Origin of the sequence: Pseudonocardia sp. NPDC049635 (genome assembly GCF_040659795.1) — a bacterium.
Taxonomy (GTDB): domain Bacteria; phylum Actinomycetota; class Actinomycetes; order Mycobacteriales; family Pseudonocardiaceae; genus Pseudonocardia.
This window is the reverse complement of sequence record NZ_JBFAON010000009.1, coordinates 1-17048: the sequence shown is the minus strand read 5'-3', so window position 1 is coordinate 17048 and position 17048 is coordinate 1. Positions and strand designations below refer to the sequence as shown.

General features: G+C 73.4%; 15 protein-coding genes and 2 pseudogenes. 10 read left to right on the top strand and 7 right to left on the bottom strand.

All coding sequences use genetic code 11. The annotated features are described in order from the left end of the window. The first annotated feature begins 48 nt into the window (after nucleotides 1-48). Genes AB0J24_RS13280 through AB0J24_RS13260 form a run of 5 tightly spaced genes read left to right on the top strand, consistent with a single transcriptional unit; the run spans nucleotide 49 to nucleotide 5855 of the window. The gene (locus AB0J24_RS13280) at nucleotides 49-837 is read left to right on the top strand and encodes an alpha/beta fold hydrolase (protein WP_358680070.1); all 789 of its coding nucleotides are present in this window, start codon (nucleotides 49-51) and stop codon (nucleotides 835-837) included. Beyond that, nucleotides 834-1589: a class I SAM-dependent methyltransferase gene (locus tag AB0J24_RS13275; RefSeq protein ID WP_358680067.1), complete on the top strand. Its 756-nt coding sequence runs from the start codon at nucleotides 834-836 to the stop codon at nucleotides 1587-1589. The genes AB0J24_RS13280 and AB0J24_RS13275 overlap by 4 nt, the downstream gene beginning before the upstream one ends. A 41-nt stretch (nucleotides 1590-1630) precedes the next feature. After that, complete coding sequence (locus tag AB0J24_RS13270) at nucleotides 1631-3391, top strand: ABC transporter ATP-binding protein (protein ID WP_358680064.1); 1761 nt, start codon at nucleotides 1631-1633, stop codon at nucleotides 3389-3391. Then, nucleotides 3388-5145 carry an ABC transporter ATP-binding protein gene (locus tag AB0J24_RS13265; RefSeq protein ID WP_358680061.1) on the top strand — a complete coding sequence of 586 codons (1758 nt, stop codon included), beginning with the start codon at nucleotides 3388-3390 and terminating at the stop codon, nucleotides 5143-5145. The genes AB0J24_RS13270 and AB0J24_RS13265 overlap by 4 nt, the downstream gene beginning before the upstream one ends. Then, the gene (locus AB0J24_RS13260; protein WP_358680059.1) at nucleotides 5142-5855 is read left to right on the top strand and encodes a class I SAM-dependent methyltransferase; all 714 of its coding nucleotides are present in this window, start codon (nucleotides 5142-5144) and stop codon (nucleotides 5853-5855) included. The genes AB0J24_RS13265 and AB0J24_RS13260 overlap by 4 nt, the downstream gene beginning before the upstream one ends. 31 nt (nucleotides 5856-5886) lie before the next feature. On the opposite strand, the gene AB0J24_RS13255 is transcribed toward AB0J24_RS13260, so the two are convergent. The 4 genes from AB0J24_RS13255 to AB0J24_RS13240 are packed head-to-tail and all read right to left on the bottom strand — an operon-like array spanning nucleotide 5887 to nucleotide 10906. Beyond that, complete coding sequence (locus AB0J24_RS13255) at nucleotides 5887-7497, bottom strand: ATP-binding cassette domain-containing protein (protein WP_358680056.1); 1611 nt, start codon at nucleotides 7495-7497, stop codon at nucleotides 5887-5889. A 40-nt stretch (nucleotides 7498-7537) separates the two neighbouring features. Continuing rightward, complete coding sequence (locus AB0J24_RS13250) at nucleotides 7538-8383, bottom strand: ABC transporter permease subunit (protein ID WP_358680053.1); 846 nt, start codon at nucleotides 8381-8383, stop codon at nucleotides 7538-7540. Further along, complete coding sequence (locus tag AB0J24_RS13245) at nucleotides 8380-9351, bottom strand: ABC transporter permease (RefSeq protein ID WP_358680051.1); 972 nt, start codon at nucleotides 9349-9351, stop codon at nucleotides 8380-8382. Before AB0J24_RS13245 ends, AB0J24_RS13250 begins: the two co-directional genes overlap by 4 nt. Continuing rightward, nucleotides 9335-10906, bottom strand: coding sequence for an ABC transporter substrate-binding protein (locus tag AB0J24_RS13240; protein ID WP_358680048.1), 1572 nt, complete (start codon nucleotides 10904-10906; stop codon nucleotides 9335-9337). The genes AB0J24_RS13245 and AB0J24_RS13240 overlap by 17 nt, the downstream gene beginning before the upstream one ends. 137 nt (nucleotides 10907-11043) lie before the next feature. Between AB0J24_RS13240 and AB0J24_RS13235 the strand changes: the two genes are divergently transcribed. Continuing rightward, nucleotides 11044-12522, top strand: a complete 1479-nt coding sequence (locus AB0J24_RS13235; protein ID WP_358680045.1) for an MFS transporter — start codon at nucleotides 11044-11046, stop codon at nucleotides 12520-12522. Nucleotides 12523-12546: 24 nt separating this feature from the next. Here AB0J24_RS13235 and solA read toward each other — a convergent pair whose 3' ends face one another. From solA to AB0J24_RS13220, 3 genes are all read right to left on the bottom strand, one after another. Beyond that, nucleotides 12547-13698 (bottom strand): N-methyl-L-tryptophan oxidase, encoded by a 1152-nt coding sequence (gene solA / locus AB0J24_RS13230; protein WP_358680042.1) that lies wholly within the window; start codon nucleotides 13696-13698, stop codon nucleotides 12547-12549. Further along, entirely contained in the window at nucleotides 13695-14771 is a 1077-nt protein-coding gene (locus AB0J24_RS13225; RefSeq protein ID WP_358680039.1) for an LLM class flavin-dependent oxidoreductase, read from the bottom strand. Before AB0J24_RS13225 ends, solA begins: the two co-directional genes overlap by 4 nt. A gap of 376 nt (nucleotides 14772-15147) precedes the next feature. Next, a complete protein-coding gene (locus AB0J24_RS13220) occupies nucleotides 15148-15456 on the bottom strand; it encodes a hypothetical protein (protein ID WP_358680036.1) in 309 nt (102 codons plus the stop codon). 77 nt (nucleotides 15457-15533) lie between these two features. Between AB0J24_RS13220 and rpmG the strand changes: the two genes are divergently transcribed. From rpmG to ykgO, 4 genes and pseudogenes are all read left to right on the top strand, one after another. Beyond that, a complete protein-coding gene (gene rpmG, locus AB0J24_RS13215; RefSeq protein WP_358680033.1) occupies nucleotides 15534-15707 on the top strand; it encodes a 50S ribosomal protein L33 in 174 nt (57 codons plus the stop codon). Next, nucleotides 15707-15949 (top strand): annotated as a pseudogene (rpsR, locus tag AB0J24_RS13210) (30S ribosomal protein S18). Before rpmG ends, rpsR begins: the two are co-directional and overlap by 1 nt. A 229-nt stretch (nucleotides 15950-16178) precedes the next feature. Continuing rightward, nucleotides 16179-16447: pseudogene (locus AB0J24_RS13205) on the top strand (uS14 family ribosomal protein). Between the two features lie 108 nt (nucleotides 16448-16555). Further along, entirely contained in the window at nucleotides 16556-16678 is a 123-nt protein-coding gene (ykgO, locus tag AB0J24_RS13200; RefSeq protein WP_358680030.1) for a type B 50S ribosomal protein L36, read from the top strand. The last annotated feature ends 370 nt before the right edge of the window (nucleotides 16679-17048 follow it).

Sequence of the window (17048 nt, the reverse complement as noted above, 5' to 3'; positions counted from 1 at the left end):
CGTGCATCTCTGTTGTGCATTGTGTCCGGATGCCCGAGGCTCGGTCCCGTGCAATTTCGGAGAACCGCCGACACGTCCTGGCTGCGACGGTGGCCGGTCCGCCCCGCCGCGCGGGTCCAGCTGGTCTGCCTGCCCCACGCGGGCGGCGGGGCGAGCGCGTTCCGCGGCTGGTCGGCCCTGTTGCCCGAGGCGGTCGAACTGGTGGTCGTGCAGTACCCGGGCCGCGAGGACCGGTTCGGCGAGCCCATGGTCGACCGGATGACCGTGCTGGCCGAACGGATCGCCGTGGACCTGGCCGGTGTGCTGGACCGGCCGTACGTCCTGTTCGGTCACAGCATGGGCTCTGCGGTCGCCTACGAGGTCGCCCGCGCACTACGGGCACTCGGCCTGCCCGCGCCGCGCCGGCTGGTCGCGTCCGGTCGGGAGGCTCCGGTACGCCCCCGCGGCGGACAGGTGCATCTTGGTGACGACGACGCCCTGGTCGCCGAGCTGGACCGGCTCGGCGGGACCGCGGCCGAGATCCTCGCCGACCCGGAGTTGCGCGCCGCCGTGCTCGGTTACGTGCGCAACGACTACCGGCTGATCGAGACCTACCGGCCCGGTCCGCCCGAGCCGTTGGACTGCCCGGTGACGGTGTTCACCGGGGACCGGGATCCCGAGCTGGACGCCGAGCGCGCCCGGGAGTGGGCGGCGCTGGGCGACGGCCGGGTCGACGTGGTGACCTTCCCCGGTGGCCATTTCTACCTCGGCCCGCAGCGCACCGAGGTGGTCACGACGCTGCTCCGCCGGATAGATCCGGCGCTGGCCGCGCACGCCCCCACGGCGGGCGACCGGTGAGCGCACAGGCCTACCACCTGGCAGGCGAGTTCTACGAGCTGGTCGCCCGCAGGCAGGCGGCGAGCAGTGGCCCCCCGCTGCAGGCCGCGCTGGCCGGGACCGACCCGGCCGCCGGTCCGGTCCTGGAGATCGGTGCGGGCACCGGCGCGGTCACCGAGGTGATCGCACGGACGCTGCCCGACACCGGGATCGTCGCCACCGAACCCGCACACACGATGCGCGCCGTACTGACCGCGCGGGTCGCGGCCGACGAGCGGCTGCGCGAACGGGTACTGGTCACCGACGAGGACGCCGCCGCGCTCACCGTCCGGCTGGAGACCGCCCCGCCGGGTGCCGGGTTCTGCGCCGCCGTGCTGTTCGGCGTTGTCGGTCACCTCGACCGGCCCGACCGGATCCGGCTCTGGCGGGCCCTGCAGCGCGTGCTGCCGGTGGGTGCTCCGGTCGCGGTCGAGCTGATGGGAGTGGCCCGCCCGCGGCACATCCCGCCGGTTCGGCTGCTGCGCGAGCAGATCGGTGACCAGGTCTACGAGTGGTGGAGCGCGGGGGAACCGGCCGGGCCGGCCGCGATGCGTTTCGACACCACCTGGCGGGTCCTCGCCGGCACCCGGGTCGTCCGGGAGGTGGCCGAGTCCTACCTGTGGCACACGCTCTCGGTGTCCGACCTGGTCGCGGAGACCGGTTGGAGCGGGGAACCGCGGAGCGGGCCGGACGGCACGGAGATCGCCGTGCTGCACCCGGTACCGTCCTCCTGAACACAAACGACAATCGTTTCCATCGTGTACGAGGGGGGTCCATGTTCGGCCCGGTCCTGGACGTACTGCGGCCGGTCCGCGGCCGGCTCGCCGCGGGGGTCGCCCTGCAGGCGGCCGGGGCGGCGGCCGGGGTGGTGCCGTTCGTCGCGGTCGCCGACATCGGCCGGTTGTTGCTCGCCGGTCCCGTCGAACCCTCCGCGCTCTGGTACCGGGTGCTGGTCGGTGCGCTGGCGGCTCTGGTCGCGCTGATCGCGACCACGGCCGCCACCACACTCACCCACCTCGCCGACAACGCAGCCCAGCACGACCTGCGGCAACGGATCGCCGCCCATCTGGGCCGGGTGGAACCCGGATGGTTCGCCACCCGCAACTCCGGTCAGGTCGCCACGGCGTTGCAGGGGGAGGTGCACGCGCTGCACTACCTGGTCGCACACACCCTGCTGGACGTGACCGCGGTCCTCGTGACCCCACTGGTGGCGTTCGGCTACCTGGTCACCGTCGACGGGGCGCTCGCGGTGGTGGCCCTGCTCCCGATCATCGTCGGGCTGGTCCTGTTCCGACGAGCCATGCGCGGCGCCGGCCCGCAGATGGCCGCCTACGCCAGGGCCCGCAACGAGGTGAACGCCGGGATCGTGGAGTTCGCCGACGGGATCGCGGTGGTCAAGGGCTTCGGAGGCGGCCGCACCGCACACCGCCGGTTCGTGGCCGCCTGCGATGCGTTCCACGACTTCTTCGGCGAGTGGTCGCGACGCACCACCTCGGTGACGGCGGCCTCGCAGCTCGCGGTCTCCCCGCTGCCGGTGCTGGCGCTGTTGCTGGTCGCCGGGACGATGCTGGTCGCCGCCGGGCACACCGACCCGGCCGCGCTGATCCCGTTCCTGCTGCTCGGCCCGGCGTCCGCGGCACCGGTCGGTGCGATCGGGCCGCGGCTGCAGGCGCTGCGCGGCGGGATCGCCGCCGCGACGGCGATCCGGCGGTTGCTCGACGAACCGGTCCAGGCCGTCCCGGCCCAGGACGCCGCCCGGCCGGGCACCGGGGCTCCGCCCGGCACCGTGACCCTCGATGACGTGTCGTTCCGCTACCCGGGCTCCGACACCGACGTGCTCCACGGGATCGACCTGGAGCTGGCCCCGGGGACGGTGACCGCGGTGGTCGGTCCCTCGGGTGCCGGCAAGTCCACGCTGGCGGCGCTGCTGCCGCGGTTCCACGACGTGAGCGCGGGCGCGATCCGGCTCGGTGGCGTGGACGTCCGCGAACTGACCCCGCGCACGCTGTACCGCCAGATCGGGTTCGTCCTGCAGGACGTGACGCTGCTGCGGATCTCGGTCGCCGACAACATCGCCCTCGGCCGCCCGGAGGCGGACCGGACGGAGATCGAGGCGGCCGCCCGCGCCGCCCGGATCCACGACCGCACCACCGCGCTGCCGCACGGTTACGACACCGTGCTCGGCGAGGACACCGAGCTCTCCGGCGGAGAGCGGCAACGGGTGTCGATCGCCAGGGCGCTGCTCGCCGACACCCCGGTCCTGGTGCTCGACGAGGCCACCGCGTTCGCCGACCCCGACTCGGAGGCTGCGATCTGCGACGCGCTCTCCGAGCTCGCCAGCGGGCGCACCGTGCTGGTCATCGCGCACCGGCTCTACACCGTGACCGGCGCGAACACGATCGTCGTCCTCGACGAGGGCCGGATCGTCGAACGCGGCACGCATCCGGAGCTGATCTCGGCGGGCGGTCGCTACGCCAGGATGTGGGCCGCCCAGCAGGGCGCCCCGACCATGACCACCGGGAGGGACGTCGGATGATCCGCAGGTTGCTCACCGCCCTGGGGGCCGGGCACACCCGACCGGTCCACGTCCTGCTCGGACTGCTCACCGCCGCCGCACTCGCCCAGGGCGTGGCGTTCGCGCTGCTGGTCCCGCTGCTGCGGGCCCTGTTCGGCCCGCAGCCAGGTGCGGCGTGGGGGTGGTTGTGGTTGTTCTGCGGTGTGGCGGCGCCGGCGGTGGTCCTCACGTTCGCCGCGCAGCGACGCGGTTTCCGGGTCGGCGCCGAGGTCGCCCGCCGGCTGCACCACCGGCTCGGTGAGGCCGTCGTCGCGCTGCCGCAGGCGTGGTTCACCCGCTCCCGGGTCGGTGCGCTGACCAGGGTGGCTGGCGAGGACGTGCTCGCCGTGATGAGCCTGCCCGCCCACCAGTTGCGGCCGCTGGTCACCGCCGTGGTGACACCGCTCGCGATCGTGGTCGTGGTGCTGGTGCTGGACCCGCTGATCGGTGTGTCGCTGGCGGTGGCGGCACCGTTCCTGCTGGCCGTGCTGTGGATGAGCAACCGGATGGTCGCGCGTAGCGACCGGGGCCGGGACCTCGCGATCGGGGAGGCGGCCGCCCGGGTGCTGGAGTTCGCCCGGGCCCAGCCGGTGCTGCGGGCATTCGGCCGGACCGTGGAGGGACATCGCGAGCTGGACACCGCGCTGCGCGCCCAGCGCGACGCCGACCGCCGCATGATCGGGCTCGCCGTGCCCGGTCTGGTCTCGTTCGGGTTCGCCGTCCGGGTGGTGTTCACCGCAGCCCTGGCGCTGGCGGTGTACCGGTTCCTGGGCGGCCTGCTCGACGCCCCGACCACGATCGCGGTGCTGGTCCTCGTCGGGCGGATCACCGAGGCCGTGGGGACCGGCGCCGAGACCGGCGCCACCCTGCGCATCTCCGGCAACGCTCTGGACCGCATCGCCGAGGTGCTCGAGTCCCCACCGCTGCCCGAACCGGACCAGCCGCGGATGCCGACCGGGAACGTCGTCCGGTTCGACCGGGTCGGGTTCGGCTACCGACCCGGTGAGCCGGTCCTCCACGACGTCTCCTTCACCCTGCCCGATCGTGGCCTGACCGCCCTGGTCGGACCGTCCGGCTCGGGCAAGTCGACCGTCGCCCGGCTGATCGCCCGCTACGCCGACCCGCAGACCGGGTCGGTCTCGCTCGGCGGCGTCGACTTGCGGGACATCGGTACGGTCGAGCGCACCGCGCGGATCGCCTGCGTGTTCCAGGACGTGTACCTCTTCGAGGGCACGCTGGCCGAGAACGTCCGCATCGGACGTCCCGGCGCCGACGACGAGGCGCTGGACCGCGCCGCCCGGGCGGCGGGCCTCATCGAGGTCGTCGAGTCCCTGCCGCACGGCTGGGACACCCGGGTCGGGGAGGCCGGCGCCACCCTGTCCGGTGGGCAGCGACAACGGGTCTCGATCGCCCGGGCGCTGCTGGCCCGGACCCCGATCGTGGTGCTGGACGAGGCGACCGCGGCGCTCGACCCGGAGAACGACGCCGTGGTCGGTGCCGCCGTCGCCGAGCTCGCCGCGCGGGGCAGCGTGCTGGTGATCGCGCACCGGCCGGCGACCGTCCGCGACGCGGACCAGATCCTGGTGCTCGACGGCGGACGGATCGTCGAACGCGGCCGGCACGAGGAACTGCTCGCGACGGGTGGGTGGTACGCCGGGTTCTGGGAGCGTCGCAACCACGCCGCGGGATGGCGGCTCGTGCCGGGCCCCGCGCTACCCGCAGGAGGCCACCGATGAGCTACACCGAGTACGACCGTGCTGCGCAGTACGTGCATCTGCTGAGCATCGAGGCCTGGAGACCGCTACGACCCCGGCTTGCCGCAGCGCTGGCCAGGGTCGACCCGGCCACCGGGCCGGTCCTGGAGCTGGGGCCGGGTAGCGGTTCGGGGACCGCCACGATCCTGGCAACAGTGCCGGATGCTCCGGTGGTGGCCGCCGAACCGTCAGCGGCGATGCGCGCGGTCCTGCTCGGAAGGCTCGAGGAGATCGCAGGAGCGGAGCGCGTCACCGTCTACCCGGGGGGTGCGGTGGAGGTCCCACTCCCCGAGCGGTTGTCTGCAGTCGTCGGGATGCACATGGTGGGACACCTCCCCCCACAGGACCGGAGGGCGTTGTGGAAGGCGCTGGCGGCCCGGTTAGCTCCCGGCGCCCCCGTCGTGCTGCAGGTACAACCGCCCTACACGGCGGTGCCGGTACCGCCCTTCCCGCCGATCGGGGTGGTCCGCGGTGCTGTGCGGTACGAGGGCACCGGCAGAGCTGAACCGACCGGCCCGGACTCGGTTCGATGGACGATGCAGTATCGGACCGTCGACGGGGATCGGGAGTTGGAACGGGTCGTGACCAGCTACGACTGGTGGATCGTCTCGGCCGAGCGGCTGGCCGATGAGCTTCGGACAGCAGGACTGGACGTGCGGGTGGACGGAGACCTGGTCATCGGCACCCGCTGAGCGGCCCTGCCGCCCCGCCTCCGCGGGTCGGTCACGGTACCGGCCGGCCTCCCGGATCCAGCGCGGCGAGCACCACCTCGACATCGCCCTCGGCCCGGACCCGGCCGGCGCCGAGCAGCACGGCTGTGTCGGCGCACCGTCGCACCAGGGTCACGTCGTGGGTCACGAGCAGTACGGTCAGCCCGGTCTCGCGGCGCAGCTCGTCGACCAGATCGGTCACCACCTCGGCGGTGGTCTCGTCGAGTGCCGAGGTGATCTCGTCGCAGACCAGGACCCGCGGCCCGATCGCGAGCGCCCGAGCGAGGTTCACCCGCTGACGCTCTCCGCCGGAGAGGCCGCCCGGGCGACGGTCCGCGACGCCGGCAGGTAGCCGGACCCGATCGAGCAGTCGGGTGATCTCGGCGCCCAGCAGGCCACGGGCGGTCCCACACAGTCGTAGCGGTCGAGCAAGGGCTGTCCACACGGTCTCCCGGGGGTTCAGCGCAGCGACGCTGTCCTGGGCGACGAGCGCCACCGCGCGCCGGTCCGCGGCGGCCCGGGCCGCCGCGGTTGCGGCGAGCGGCCTGCCGTCCAGCTCCACGCGTCCGGCCGTCGGGCGGTGCAGCCCGGTGACGCACCGGGCGACGGTCGTCTTGCCGGATCCGGACGGCCCGACCAGGGCCACGAGCCCGCCGCGGGGCACCTCCAGCGACACACCGTCCACGATCGGCGTGCCGTCGTGCCCGGCGCACAGGCCGACCACCGCGAGCCCAGGGGCGCCGCGCCCGGGCGGCCGAGTCGGTGCCGAGCGGAGCGAGGCCCGGGTCGGAACGGCCGGCGGCCGGGCCGGACCGGAGGGCACCGCACGCGGAGCGGACCGCTCCGCAAGCGCACCGGTCCGGCGCTCCGGTGACGTCATCTCCCGCACCGTGACCGGGCCAGGTGGTACACCTACCGGGCCGTGAGTGACCCGCCCACCGGCCATCTTCAGCACCCGCCCGGCCAGCTCGTCGAGCACCCGGGGGTCGTGGCTGACCAGGACCGCCGAGCGCTGGCCGAGGGTCTCGGCGAGCATCCCACGGACGTCGGCGGCGACCACCGGATCCAGCCCGGCCGTGGGTTCGTCGAGCACCAGCAGCTGGGGGTTCCCGGCCAGGGCAGCGGCGAGCGCGACCCGGCGGGCCTGCCCACCGGAGACCTGGTGCGGGAACCGGCGCAGGAAACCCCGGTCGGAGGGCAGGCCGACCGCGCCCAGCAGTTCGGCCACGGTGGCGCCGACCTCGCCCCGGCCGGGCCGGGCGCCGGCCCGCAGCCGCACCGCCTCGGCCAGCTGGGCGCCGAGCCGGCGCGCCGGGTTCAGCGCGGAGGCCGGGTCCTGACCGAGGTGAGTGGCCCGGTGCCCGCGGACCCGCGCCGCGCCACCGGGTGCGAACGGGTCGATCCCACCCACCCGGACCGCACCGCGGAGCCGGACCAGCCCGGGACGGAGATGCCCGAACAGTGCATGGGCGGTGGTCGACTTCCCGGAGCCCGAGTGCCCGGCGATCCCGAGCACCTCGCCCGGATGCAGGACGAACGACACCGCGTCGACGATCGGTGCACCCCCGGCCGCCGGGGCGATCGTGAGGTCCTCGACGGTGGTGACCGGCGCGGCCCCCGACACACCGGCCGCCGGTGCTGGGGGGCACCCCGCTGGGGTCGGTTCAGCCATCGGACACCCCCGACGCCCACCGGCCGGCCAGGTCGTCGACCAACAGGTTCACCCCGACCCCGAGCACCACCAGCAACAGCGCCGGCACCAGGAACGGCCACGGGCTCAGCGCCGCACCCGGGAGGTTCTCGGCCACCATCCGACCCCAGTCGGGCGCGGGCGGCCCCGCACCGAGCCCGAGGAACCCGGCGGTCGAGGTCAGGTAGAGCGCCGCCACGAACCGCAGACCGGTCTCCGACAGCGCCGTGGGGGCGATGCCGGGCAGCAGGTCGTGACGGAGCAGCCGCCACCAGCCGTCACCCCGGGCCCGGGCGGTCTCCACGTAGCCCGCGGTGTTGATCCGTTCCGCCGCCGCCCGGTTCACCCGCACCGAGAAGGGCAGGCTGACCAGCGCGATCGCCACCAACACCGCCGCCGGGCTGCCCGGGAAACCGGTCGCGAGGACCAGCACGACGAGCAGGGCCGGTACCACCGCGAGCACGTCGACGGCACGCACGAGCAGCTCCCCCACCCGGCGCGGCGCGGTACCGGCGGTCACGCCGAGCAGCAGCCCCGCCACCCCGGCCAGCACGGTCGCTCCGGCGGCGAGCCCGACGACCGACGCCCCACCGGTGAGCACCCGGGCGACGACGTCCCGTCCGAGCACGTCGGTGCCCAGCGGGTGCACCGGGCCGGGCGCCCCGAACGGGGCACCCACCTGATCGGTCGGCGACCCCGCCGCCAGGGACGGGGCCACCAGCGGACCGAGCAGCGCGACCAGCAGCACCGGTAGCACGGCACCCAGCGCGGCGAGCGGGACCAGGTTGCTGCGCCCACGGGGCGCGCCGGCGGGGCTCACCGGTACCGCCCGGTCGGGTCGAGCAACCGGCGAACGACGTCACCGAGCAGCAGGGCCGCCAGTGCGACCGCGGCCAGGGCCAGGGTCAGTCCCTGCACGACCGGGACGTCGCGGCGGGCCACGGCCTGGGCGAGTTCCAGCCCGACCCCGGGGTAGCCGAGCAGGGTCTCGACCACCACCGCGCCACCGACCAGTGCCCCGACGACCACCGCGACCACCTGCACGGCCGGGCCCGCGGCGTTCGGCAACACGTGCGCGAACGCCAACCGCAGCCCGCGGACACCGTTCAACCGGGCGGACTCGACGTACGGCGTCGCCGCGACCTCGGCCGCGGACGCCCGGACCAGCCGGGTCGCGGTGGCCAGCCCGACCAGGCAGAGGCAGGCGACCGGGAGCACCAGGATCTGTGGGTCGGCCAGCGGGGACTCACCCAGTGGCACCATCGACCCCCGCGGCAGCCAGCGCAGCCACCCGGCGAACACGGCGACCAGCAGGGACGCGGTGAGGAACTCCGGGACGGCGGCGGTGACCAGCGCCCCGGCCGACACCGCACGGTCGGCGCCACGACCGGCCCGCATCCCGGCGAGCAGCCCCAATCCCGACGCCAACGGGACGATCACCACCAGGGCCAGCCCGGCCGGCAACGCGCTGACCGGGAGCCGGTCGGCGAGCAGCTCGGCCACCGGACGGCCGCCGACCCAGGCGGTGCCGAGGTCACCGCGCAGCACACCGGCCGCCCAGTCGAGGTAGCGCTCCGCAGCGGGCCGGTCCAGTCCGAGCTCGGCGCGGATCGCGGCACGTTCGGCGGCGGAGGCGTCCGGTCCGGCCAGCGAACCGGACGCGTCCCCGGGCAGTACCGCAGTCGCGGTGAAGATCAGCACCGAGAGCACGGCGAGCGTCGAGGCGCCCGCGAGCAGCCGGCCGGCCAGGAACTGCACCCAGCCGGGCCGCTCACCCGAGCGAGGCACCGGTGAAGTCGGCGAAAGGCGCGTAGGTGATGCCTCGCACGGCGCGGGTCTGGGCGTTCACGGCGGGTGCGAACACCGGGATGATCGAGTTTCCCTCGGCCCACATCAGTCGCTGTGCCCGGTTCAGGGCCTCGGTCCGGGCCGTCTCGTCCGGTGCGCTGCGGGCGGTGGCGACCAGCGCGTCGATGTCCGGGCGGTCGAACCCGAAGTTCGACGGTGAACCGCTCACCCGGCCGGACTGGTAGGCGGTCAGCAGCGGCTGCGGCGGGTTGTACCCCCCGGCGAACGGCAGCGCCGTGTAGCCGGCGAAGTCGGCGTAGAGCTGTCCCGGTGGGAGCGCGTCGAGGGTGGCGTCGACCCCGACCGCCTTCAGGTTCTCCACCAGCACGGTCGCCGTCTCCACCATCCCGGGGATCTCCGGGCCCGTGGTGAGCTCGACGGTGAGGTTCTCGGCACCGGCCTCACGCAGCAGGGCACGGGCCCGGTCCGGGTCGTGCGGGCGCTGCTCGATGCCGTCGTCGTAGCCGGGGAAACCGATCGAGAGCAGGTCGTTGCCGATCACGGCCCGGCCGAAGAAGACGGTGTCGACGATCTGCTGGCGGTTCACCGCGAGCTTGAACGCCTCCCGGACCCGCGGGTCGGCGAACGGTGCGTGGGCCAGGTTCATCGAGAACGACAGCTGGTTGACGAACGGCACCTCGGTCTGGGTGAGCGTCACCGCCCCGTCCGCCTCGACGGTGGCGACGGTCGCCGGGGCGAGGTTGTCCGCGTAGTCGACCTGCCCGCCGAGCAGCGCGTTCGCCCGCGCCTCCGAGTCGGGCAACGAGCGCAGCTCCAGGCCGTCGAGCAGCGGCCCGTCGACACCCTCGGGCGGGACGTACCCGTCGTGCCGGACGAGCGTGGCCCCCTGGCCGGGTTCGAAACCGGTCATCCGGAACGGGCCGCAGGTGGGCATGTCCACGGTGAACTCCCGGGTGCCCTCGGGGAACACGAGGTTGCTCTGGCAGATCAGCAACCGCCCGTCGACGATCGGGCTCACCGCCCGCAGCACCGCGGTGTGGTCGTCCTCGACCCGGGTGCCGTCCAGGTCGAACGCGGCCACCACGTTCTTCAGGTACGGCAGCGCACCGAGGGTCCCCGGGGCGGCGAGCGAGTAGACGACGTCACGCACGGTGACCGGAGAGCCGTCGGTGAACACCAGCCCGGGGCGCAGACGCAGGGTGTACTCGGACAGGTCGTCCGAGACGTCGATACCGGCGAGCAGGTCGTAGCGGACGCCGTCCGGCGCGGCCGGGTCGATCGCGCCGAGCGCACCGTGCCGGGCCCGCGCACGCACGTAGTCCAGTGCGGTCGGCCCGGTGAGGTGGTTGAGCGTCTCGGTCGCGCCACCGCCGACGAACGCGGCACGCAGGGTCCCACCGGTGGCGGGAGCGGCCGCGGGCGCCGGGGACGATCCGGGTGCGCAACCACTCAGCCAGGCCCCCGCCCCGACCACTGCCATCGCCGCCGCGCCCGCGCGCAGGAACGCGCGACGGTCCATCTGTCCTGACCTCACCAGGTTCTCCTTCTTCGGGTCGGTACCTCGGCTCCGCGCCCCCGCACGTCGGACCGACCGACCCTTTCTTGTACCGATAACCGTTGTCAATATACTTTGCCATCGGACACATCGAGCGCCGGAGAGCGGAGGGGTCCGTGACCCAGGAGACCGAACGACCTCACGGCAGCTCCCGGGTGGTCGTGCTGGCGGTGTGCACCGGCAGTGCGCTCACCGCGCTCGACCTGACGATCGTGAACGTCGCCCTCCCCCGGATCGGGGCCGATCTCGACACCGGCCTGTCCGGGCTGCAGTGGGTGGTCAACGCCTACACCCTGGCGTTCGCCTCACTGATCCTCACCGCGGGCGGCCTGGCCGACCGGCTGGGTGATCGCGCGGTGTTCGCCACCGGGGTCGGCCTGTTCACCGCCGGCTCGCTCGGCTGCGGCCTCGCGCCCGACAGCGGGTGGCTCGTCGGCTCCAGGATGGTCCAGGGCGTCGGCGCAGCGATGATCCTCGCGACCTCGATGTCGCTGCTGGCCCGGACCCTCTCCGGAAGCAGGCGGGCGGCCGCCATCACCGCCTGGGTCACCGTCGGCACCCTCGCCGCGAACCTGGGACCGATCGTCGGGGGCGTTCTGGTCGAGACGCTCGGCTGGCGGGCGATCTTCCTGGTGAACGTCCCGATCGGGCTGGCCCTGCTGGCCGTCCTGCTGCGGATCACGGCGCCCGCACCGCCCGCGGGAGCCGCTGCCCGGCCCCTCGACCGGGGCGGCGCGGTGCTCGCCGCGCTCACCCTGTTCGCCCTGCACCACGCGGTCGTGACCGGAGCCGCCACGGGCTGGGGGGCAGGACCGTGGACCGCGCTCGGGGTGGCGGTGGCGGCCGGGACAGGTTTCGTCGCCCTGCAGCGCAGGCGGGGCGAACGGGCCCTGCTCGATCTGCGGTTGTTCCGGATCCCGACGTTCTCCGGGGCGATCGTGCTCAGCCTGCTGAGCCGGATGGCCTCGTTCGGGGCGCTGCCGTTCTTCGTCCTCTGGTTCGAGGGCGTCGTCGGGTTGTCCCCGGTGGCGACCGGTGGGTACCTGCTCGCACTCTCGCTGCCGGTACTGGCGGTCGCGCTGGTCTCCGGCCGTCTGCAGCAGCTGGCTCCGGCACGGACGCTGATTGCCGCGGGCAACGCCTGCGCGCTGGTCGGTTCGCTGGCCCTGCTCGGGGTCGACGCCCAGGCCGGGCCGTGGACGGTCGTCCCGGGGTTCGTGCTGCTCGGACTGGGCGCGGGCCTGGTGTTCCCGTCGCTGATGGGACTCGCGGTCGGCGTGGTCGACCCGGCCAGGGCCGGAATCGCCTCGGGCACCGCGAACACCTTCTTCCCGCTCGGCACCGCAGTGGGTGTGGCGGGGTTCGGGGCCGTCCTGACGGCGGCGGTGGACGGCGCCGGGCTCTCCGCGGCGAACCGGGCTGCCGCCCTGACCGGCGTACCGGTCGACCCCGCCGAGCTGGCAGCCGTCGCCGGCGCCGTGGAATCGGGGCTGCGCGTGGTCGCCGCCGGGATGGCCGTGCTGTCCGCGATCGCCGTCGTCGTCGCACTGACCACGGTGCGCGACACCGACCGGGTCCCGACCGCCCGCCGATGACGACGGGGGCCGGGACCACGGGGCTCAGCCGAACCGGTTCGGGTCGGTGAAGCCCAGGTCGTGCCGGGGTTCGCGGCCCAGCACGGTGTCGGCCAGCACCTCCCCGATCCCCAGCGCGTGCTTGAACCCGTGCCCGCTGCAGCCTCCGCCGACCACCAGCCGCGGGTCACGGCCCGGCCGCCCGAGGAGGAACTGCCCGTCCGGTGTCCGGGTGATCATGCAGACCGCGGCCCGGGTGGGCGCCGCACCCAGGCCCGGGACGGCCCCGGGCAGCAGCGCGGTCAACGTCCGCCAGTCGGCCTCACCGACCGAACGGTCCACACCGGACGCCTGGACCTCGGCGAAGGCCGAGCCACCGTCCTCCAGCCCCAGCTTGACCTCACCGACCGGGCCCAGGTCCGCACCCAGCCCGTGTCCCCACACGGCGACCCCGGAGTCCAGCTCGCGGATGAACACCGGGAACCGGTCCAGCGAGAACCGGTCGGGATCGCTCGGGGCGAACCAGGTCATCGGCATACGGACGGCGACGGCCGGCAGCCCGGGCACCAGCTCCGCGAGCCATGGCCCGGCGGTCACCACGACCTGCCGGGCGCGCAGGTCGTGACCGGCCAGCCGGACGAGCACCCCGTCGTCGTCGAGCACGATCTCGTGCACGGCGGTCCCGGTGAGCACCCGGGCCCCGCGGGAGGTGGCGGTGTCGACCGCGGCGCGGATCGTCTCCTCCGGCCGCACCAGCGCCGCCGTCCGCTCCAGGACCGCGACGTGGCCGTCCGGGACGGTCTCGTGCCCCGGGTACCTCGCGCGGATCCGCGCCGCGTCCAGGGTCTCCACCGGCAGGTCGAAGCGCTTGGCCGCGGCCAGCGTGCCGGTGACGACGTGCCCGCCGGCCGGGCCGACCAGCAACCCGCCGGTGGGCTCGACCAACCGCCGGCCGCTGACCCGCGACAGTTCGGACCACAGCTCACCGGAGCGCCGGGCGAGCGGAACCAGCCCGGGATGCTCCAGGCAGGCGGTGCGGAACATCCGGCTACCACCGTGCGAAGAGCCGTGCGGGTGCCCGGGGGTGTACTGCTCGACGCCGACGACGTCGACCCCCTCGGTGGCCAGCCGCCAGAGTGCGGCGGCACCCCAGGCGCCGAGCCCGACGACGGCCACATCGGTTTCCGCGCTGCTCACGCGACCGCCTCCCGATCGCCGTCCAGCGCGGGGACGACCTGTTCGGCGAAGAGCCGCACGGCGGCGGCCGCGCGTTCCTCGGAAAGCGTTCCGGGATTGAACACGCAGCTGAGCTCGACGTCGCCGTACCACTCCCGGATCGTCCGGAGCTGGGCGAGTACCCCGGCCGGGTCACCGGCCAGAACCTTGTTGTCCCGGTGCGCGGCGGCGAAGTCGTAGCGGGCGACCTTCTCGGTCAGCCGCTCGTACCCTGCGTAGGCCCGGGTGCGGGTGCGCGACCAGTCCGCGACGACGGCGGACATCTTCGCGACGTAGTTGCGTTCCAGCTCCCCGGCAGTGGTGATCGCCCGGTCGGCATCGGTGTCGAGGTAGCAGGTGAACTTCATCTGCACCCGCGCCTCCGCCGGGTCACGGCCGGCCTCCGCCCAGGCGGTGCGATAGGCGCCCAGTACCTCCCGCAATCCCTCGCGCGAGGTCACGGTCGGCACCACCTGCAGACCGAACCCCTCACGACCGGCCCAGGCCCCGGTCTGCGGACTCATCGCCGAGGCCAGCAGGATCGGCGGGTGTGGCCGCTGCACCGGCCGGGGCAGCGAGGTGACCGGGCCGAACCGGTGGAAGCCGTCGTCGACGACGACGTCGGTCTCGCTCCACAACCGCCGACAGGCCAGGACCCCGGCGACGAAACGGTCGCGGCTGGTGTCGATGTCCACACCGAACATCGCGAACTCGGCTGGCAGGAAAGCACGCCCGAAGCCGACCTCCACCCGCCCGTGCGAGAGTGTGTCGAGCAGCGCGAGCTTGCCCGCGAGCTGCACCGGGTGGGTGAACGCCGGGACGGCCGCGCCGGTGAGCAACCGGATTTCCGACGTCCGTGCCGCCGCCGCGGCGAGGAAGGTGGCCGGGTCGGGGCTGTACCCGCCGTAACCACCCAGATAGTGCTCCACGATCTGGGCGTGGCGGTAGCCGAGCGACTCAGCCAGTTGGACTAACCGCAGACTCTCGTCGTAGTAGTCGGTCGCGCTCTTCTCTGCAGGCTCCAGAACCGGGAAGAGGCTGATCCCATGACGCATCGGTACTCCGTGATGTCGGGGACCACCAGTCTTACATGAAATCGACTCTCATTACCGTTAAAGCTGCGGGTTCGCGGCCCCACTGTTGGTCGCAGCAGTCGTGGTGCTGCTGGCGACGCCTGACCGACGTGTCGCCTGCACACGGTGGGCGATCGAGGAGTGCCTCCAGGTCCGCCAAAGGCGAGGTCGGGCTCGCCCGCTCGCCCTCGCCGAAGGCCGTCACCCCGGCGTCCTCCAGGACGACCCGGCCCACCTCGGACCCGTACGAGCCGTAGACCACCGTGGGCCGCACACCCACGCTGGCAGCAGGTTCTCGATTCAATGAGCGGGAGGCCGGGCCTTGGTCCCGGCCGACCACCGCCACCTGCAGTCCATCTCATAACAGATCCGCCACGTGGCTGACAGCGGTGCTGTCGTACTGCTCATCAGCCACGACGAGGCTCTCCTCGCGCTCACAGCCGACATGCAGCTCGCCCTTCACTCCGGCGGGCCAACACGGCGCCAGTCCACGGGCACCACGGCCCGGCTCCCCACGACTGCCGGAGCCACCCACGCCATCGACCCTGCCACGCTCGGGCAGCAGCGTTGCGTCACCGGTGACGCCGTCGGGCAAGGTGCCCGGGTCGAGCGCGGCCACCACGCCCGGCATGGGCACGGTCTCGCACAAGACCACGAGTCCCGTCACGACCGCCCCCGAACTGGACGTGGACAAGCCCGGGTGTAGCCTAAACGATAATGATTCTCATGTGCAGGAGGGTGAGGATGGCCTCGACGACCGCCGTCCGGCCGATCGTGAAGCTGCGGTCGACGACCGGCACCGGCGCCGGCACGAGTTCTGTCACGCGGAAGGACCGCCGCAACGATCCGGAGCGGCTGGTGCTGCGCAAGTACAACGCGCGGGTCCGCGGGCACGTCAAGTTCAAGGCAGAGCACTGATGCCACCCCGGAACAAGCCGCAGCGCACCGCCCGTCGTAAGCCGAACCCGCTCGCCGTACGCAAGATCGACCGCGTGGACTGGAAGGACACTGCGCTGCTGCGCACGTTCATCTCGGACCGCGGAAAGATCCGTGCCCGCAGGGTCACCGGCCTGACCGGACAGCAGTAGCGGCAAGTGGCCGTCGCGATCCGCAACGCGCGGGAGATGGCCCTGCTGCCTTACCCGAACGCGGGGCGTTGAACACGTGTCCCGACGTCGCGTTCCGCGGGGCCGCGAACCGTCGTCCGGGAAACGGGTCTGGCGCTCGCACCGGCACTGGGACACGAGCGTGCAGTCGAAACTGCTACTGGTTCGCCGAGGAGAGCCGCTGGGCACAGCAGACGCTCTCGGCGAAGGGAACCAAGACCGTGGGCCGGGTCGGCGTCACCACCGCGGTCGCGCGGATCCGCACGAGGGGAGTAGGTGTCTGATGGCCCCTACGGGGCAGATCACCCAGAACGAGCGTCGGAAGGCCGTCCTCGCGCGGCCGTCCGCCAGCGCGCAGGAGGAGGCCGAGGCGGCCGCAGAGTGGCGTCTCCAGCCGTGCGACGCGAACTCCACCCGGGTCCGCGACCGCGACTCGGTCGACGGGCGCTCGCGCGGGCATTCGAGCAAGACCGGGGTGTCCCCTCCCGGGTGCGGATGCGGGAACTGGCGCACGACGGCGCCATGCCGGGGGTGCACAAGTCCAGCTGGTGACTTACCCGCCGACGTGGTTTCCGGTCCCGGGCCTCGACCGGAACCGGGAGCAGTGGAAAGAACACGCCCGTCGCGGTCCGGTGTGGCCGCCGCCTTGAGGAGGTGCACATGAAGGTGCGCACGTCGATTCGTGCCCTGAAGAACAAGCCGGGAGCACAGGTGATCCGTCGTCACGGAAAGGTCTACGTGATCAACAAGAAGAACCCGCGGAACAAGGCCCGTCAAGGGTGACCAGATCGAACCGCGCGGCAGCCACCTCGACCCAGTGCACGGCTTGCTGTGACGAGGCCACGACACGACTGTGCGCGGAGTTCGGTTGCAGCGTGACGCGGGCGACGGTGTCGGCCGCGGTCCTGCAGAGCTACCATGCCCTGCGGCGAGGTAGCGCTCCGGAAGGAGCCTTACCAGAGCTGGTCGAGAGGCTCGCGCGGCTCCACCTCACCACCGGGGGATGACACCGCCGGGCCGCGTGGGCTACATGCTGGGGCCCTCCGGTCGGTGATGTCGCCGGTGCCTCAGCCGGTGAGCCGGTAGCGGATCAGCCGGGAGCTGTTCCCGACGACGGCGACGCTGGAGGCGTTGTGCAGGATCGCTGCGACCA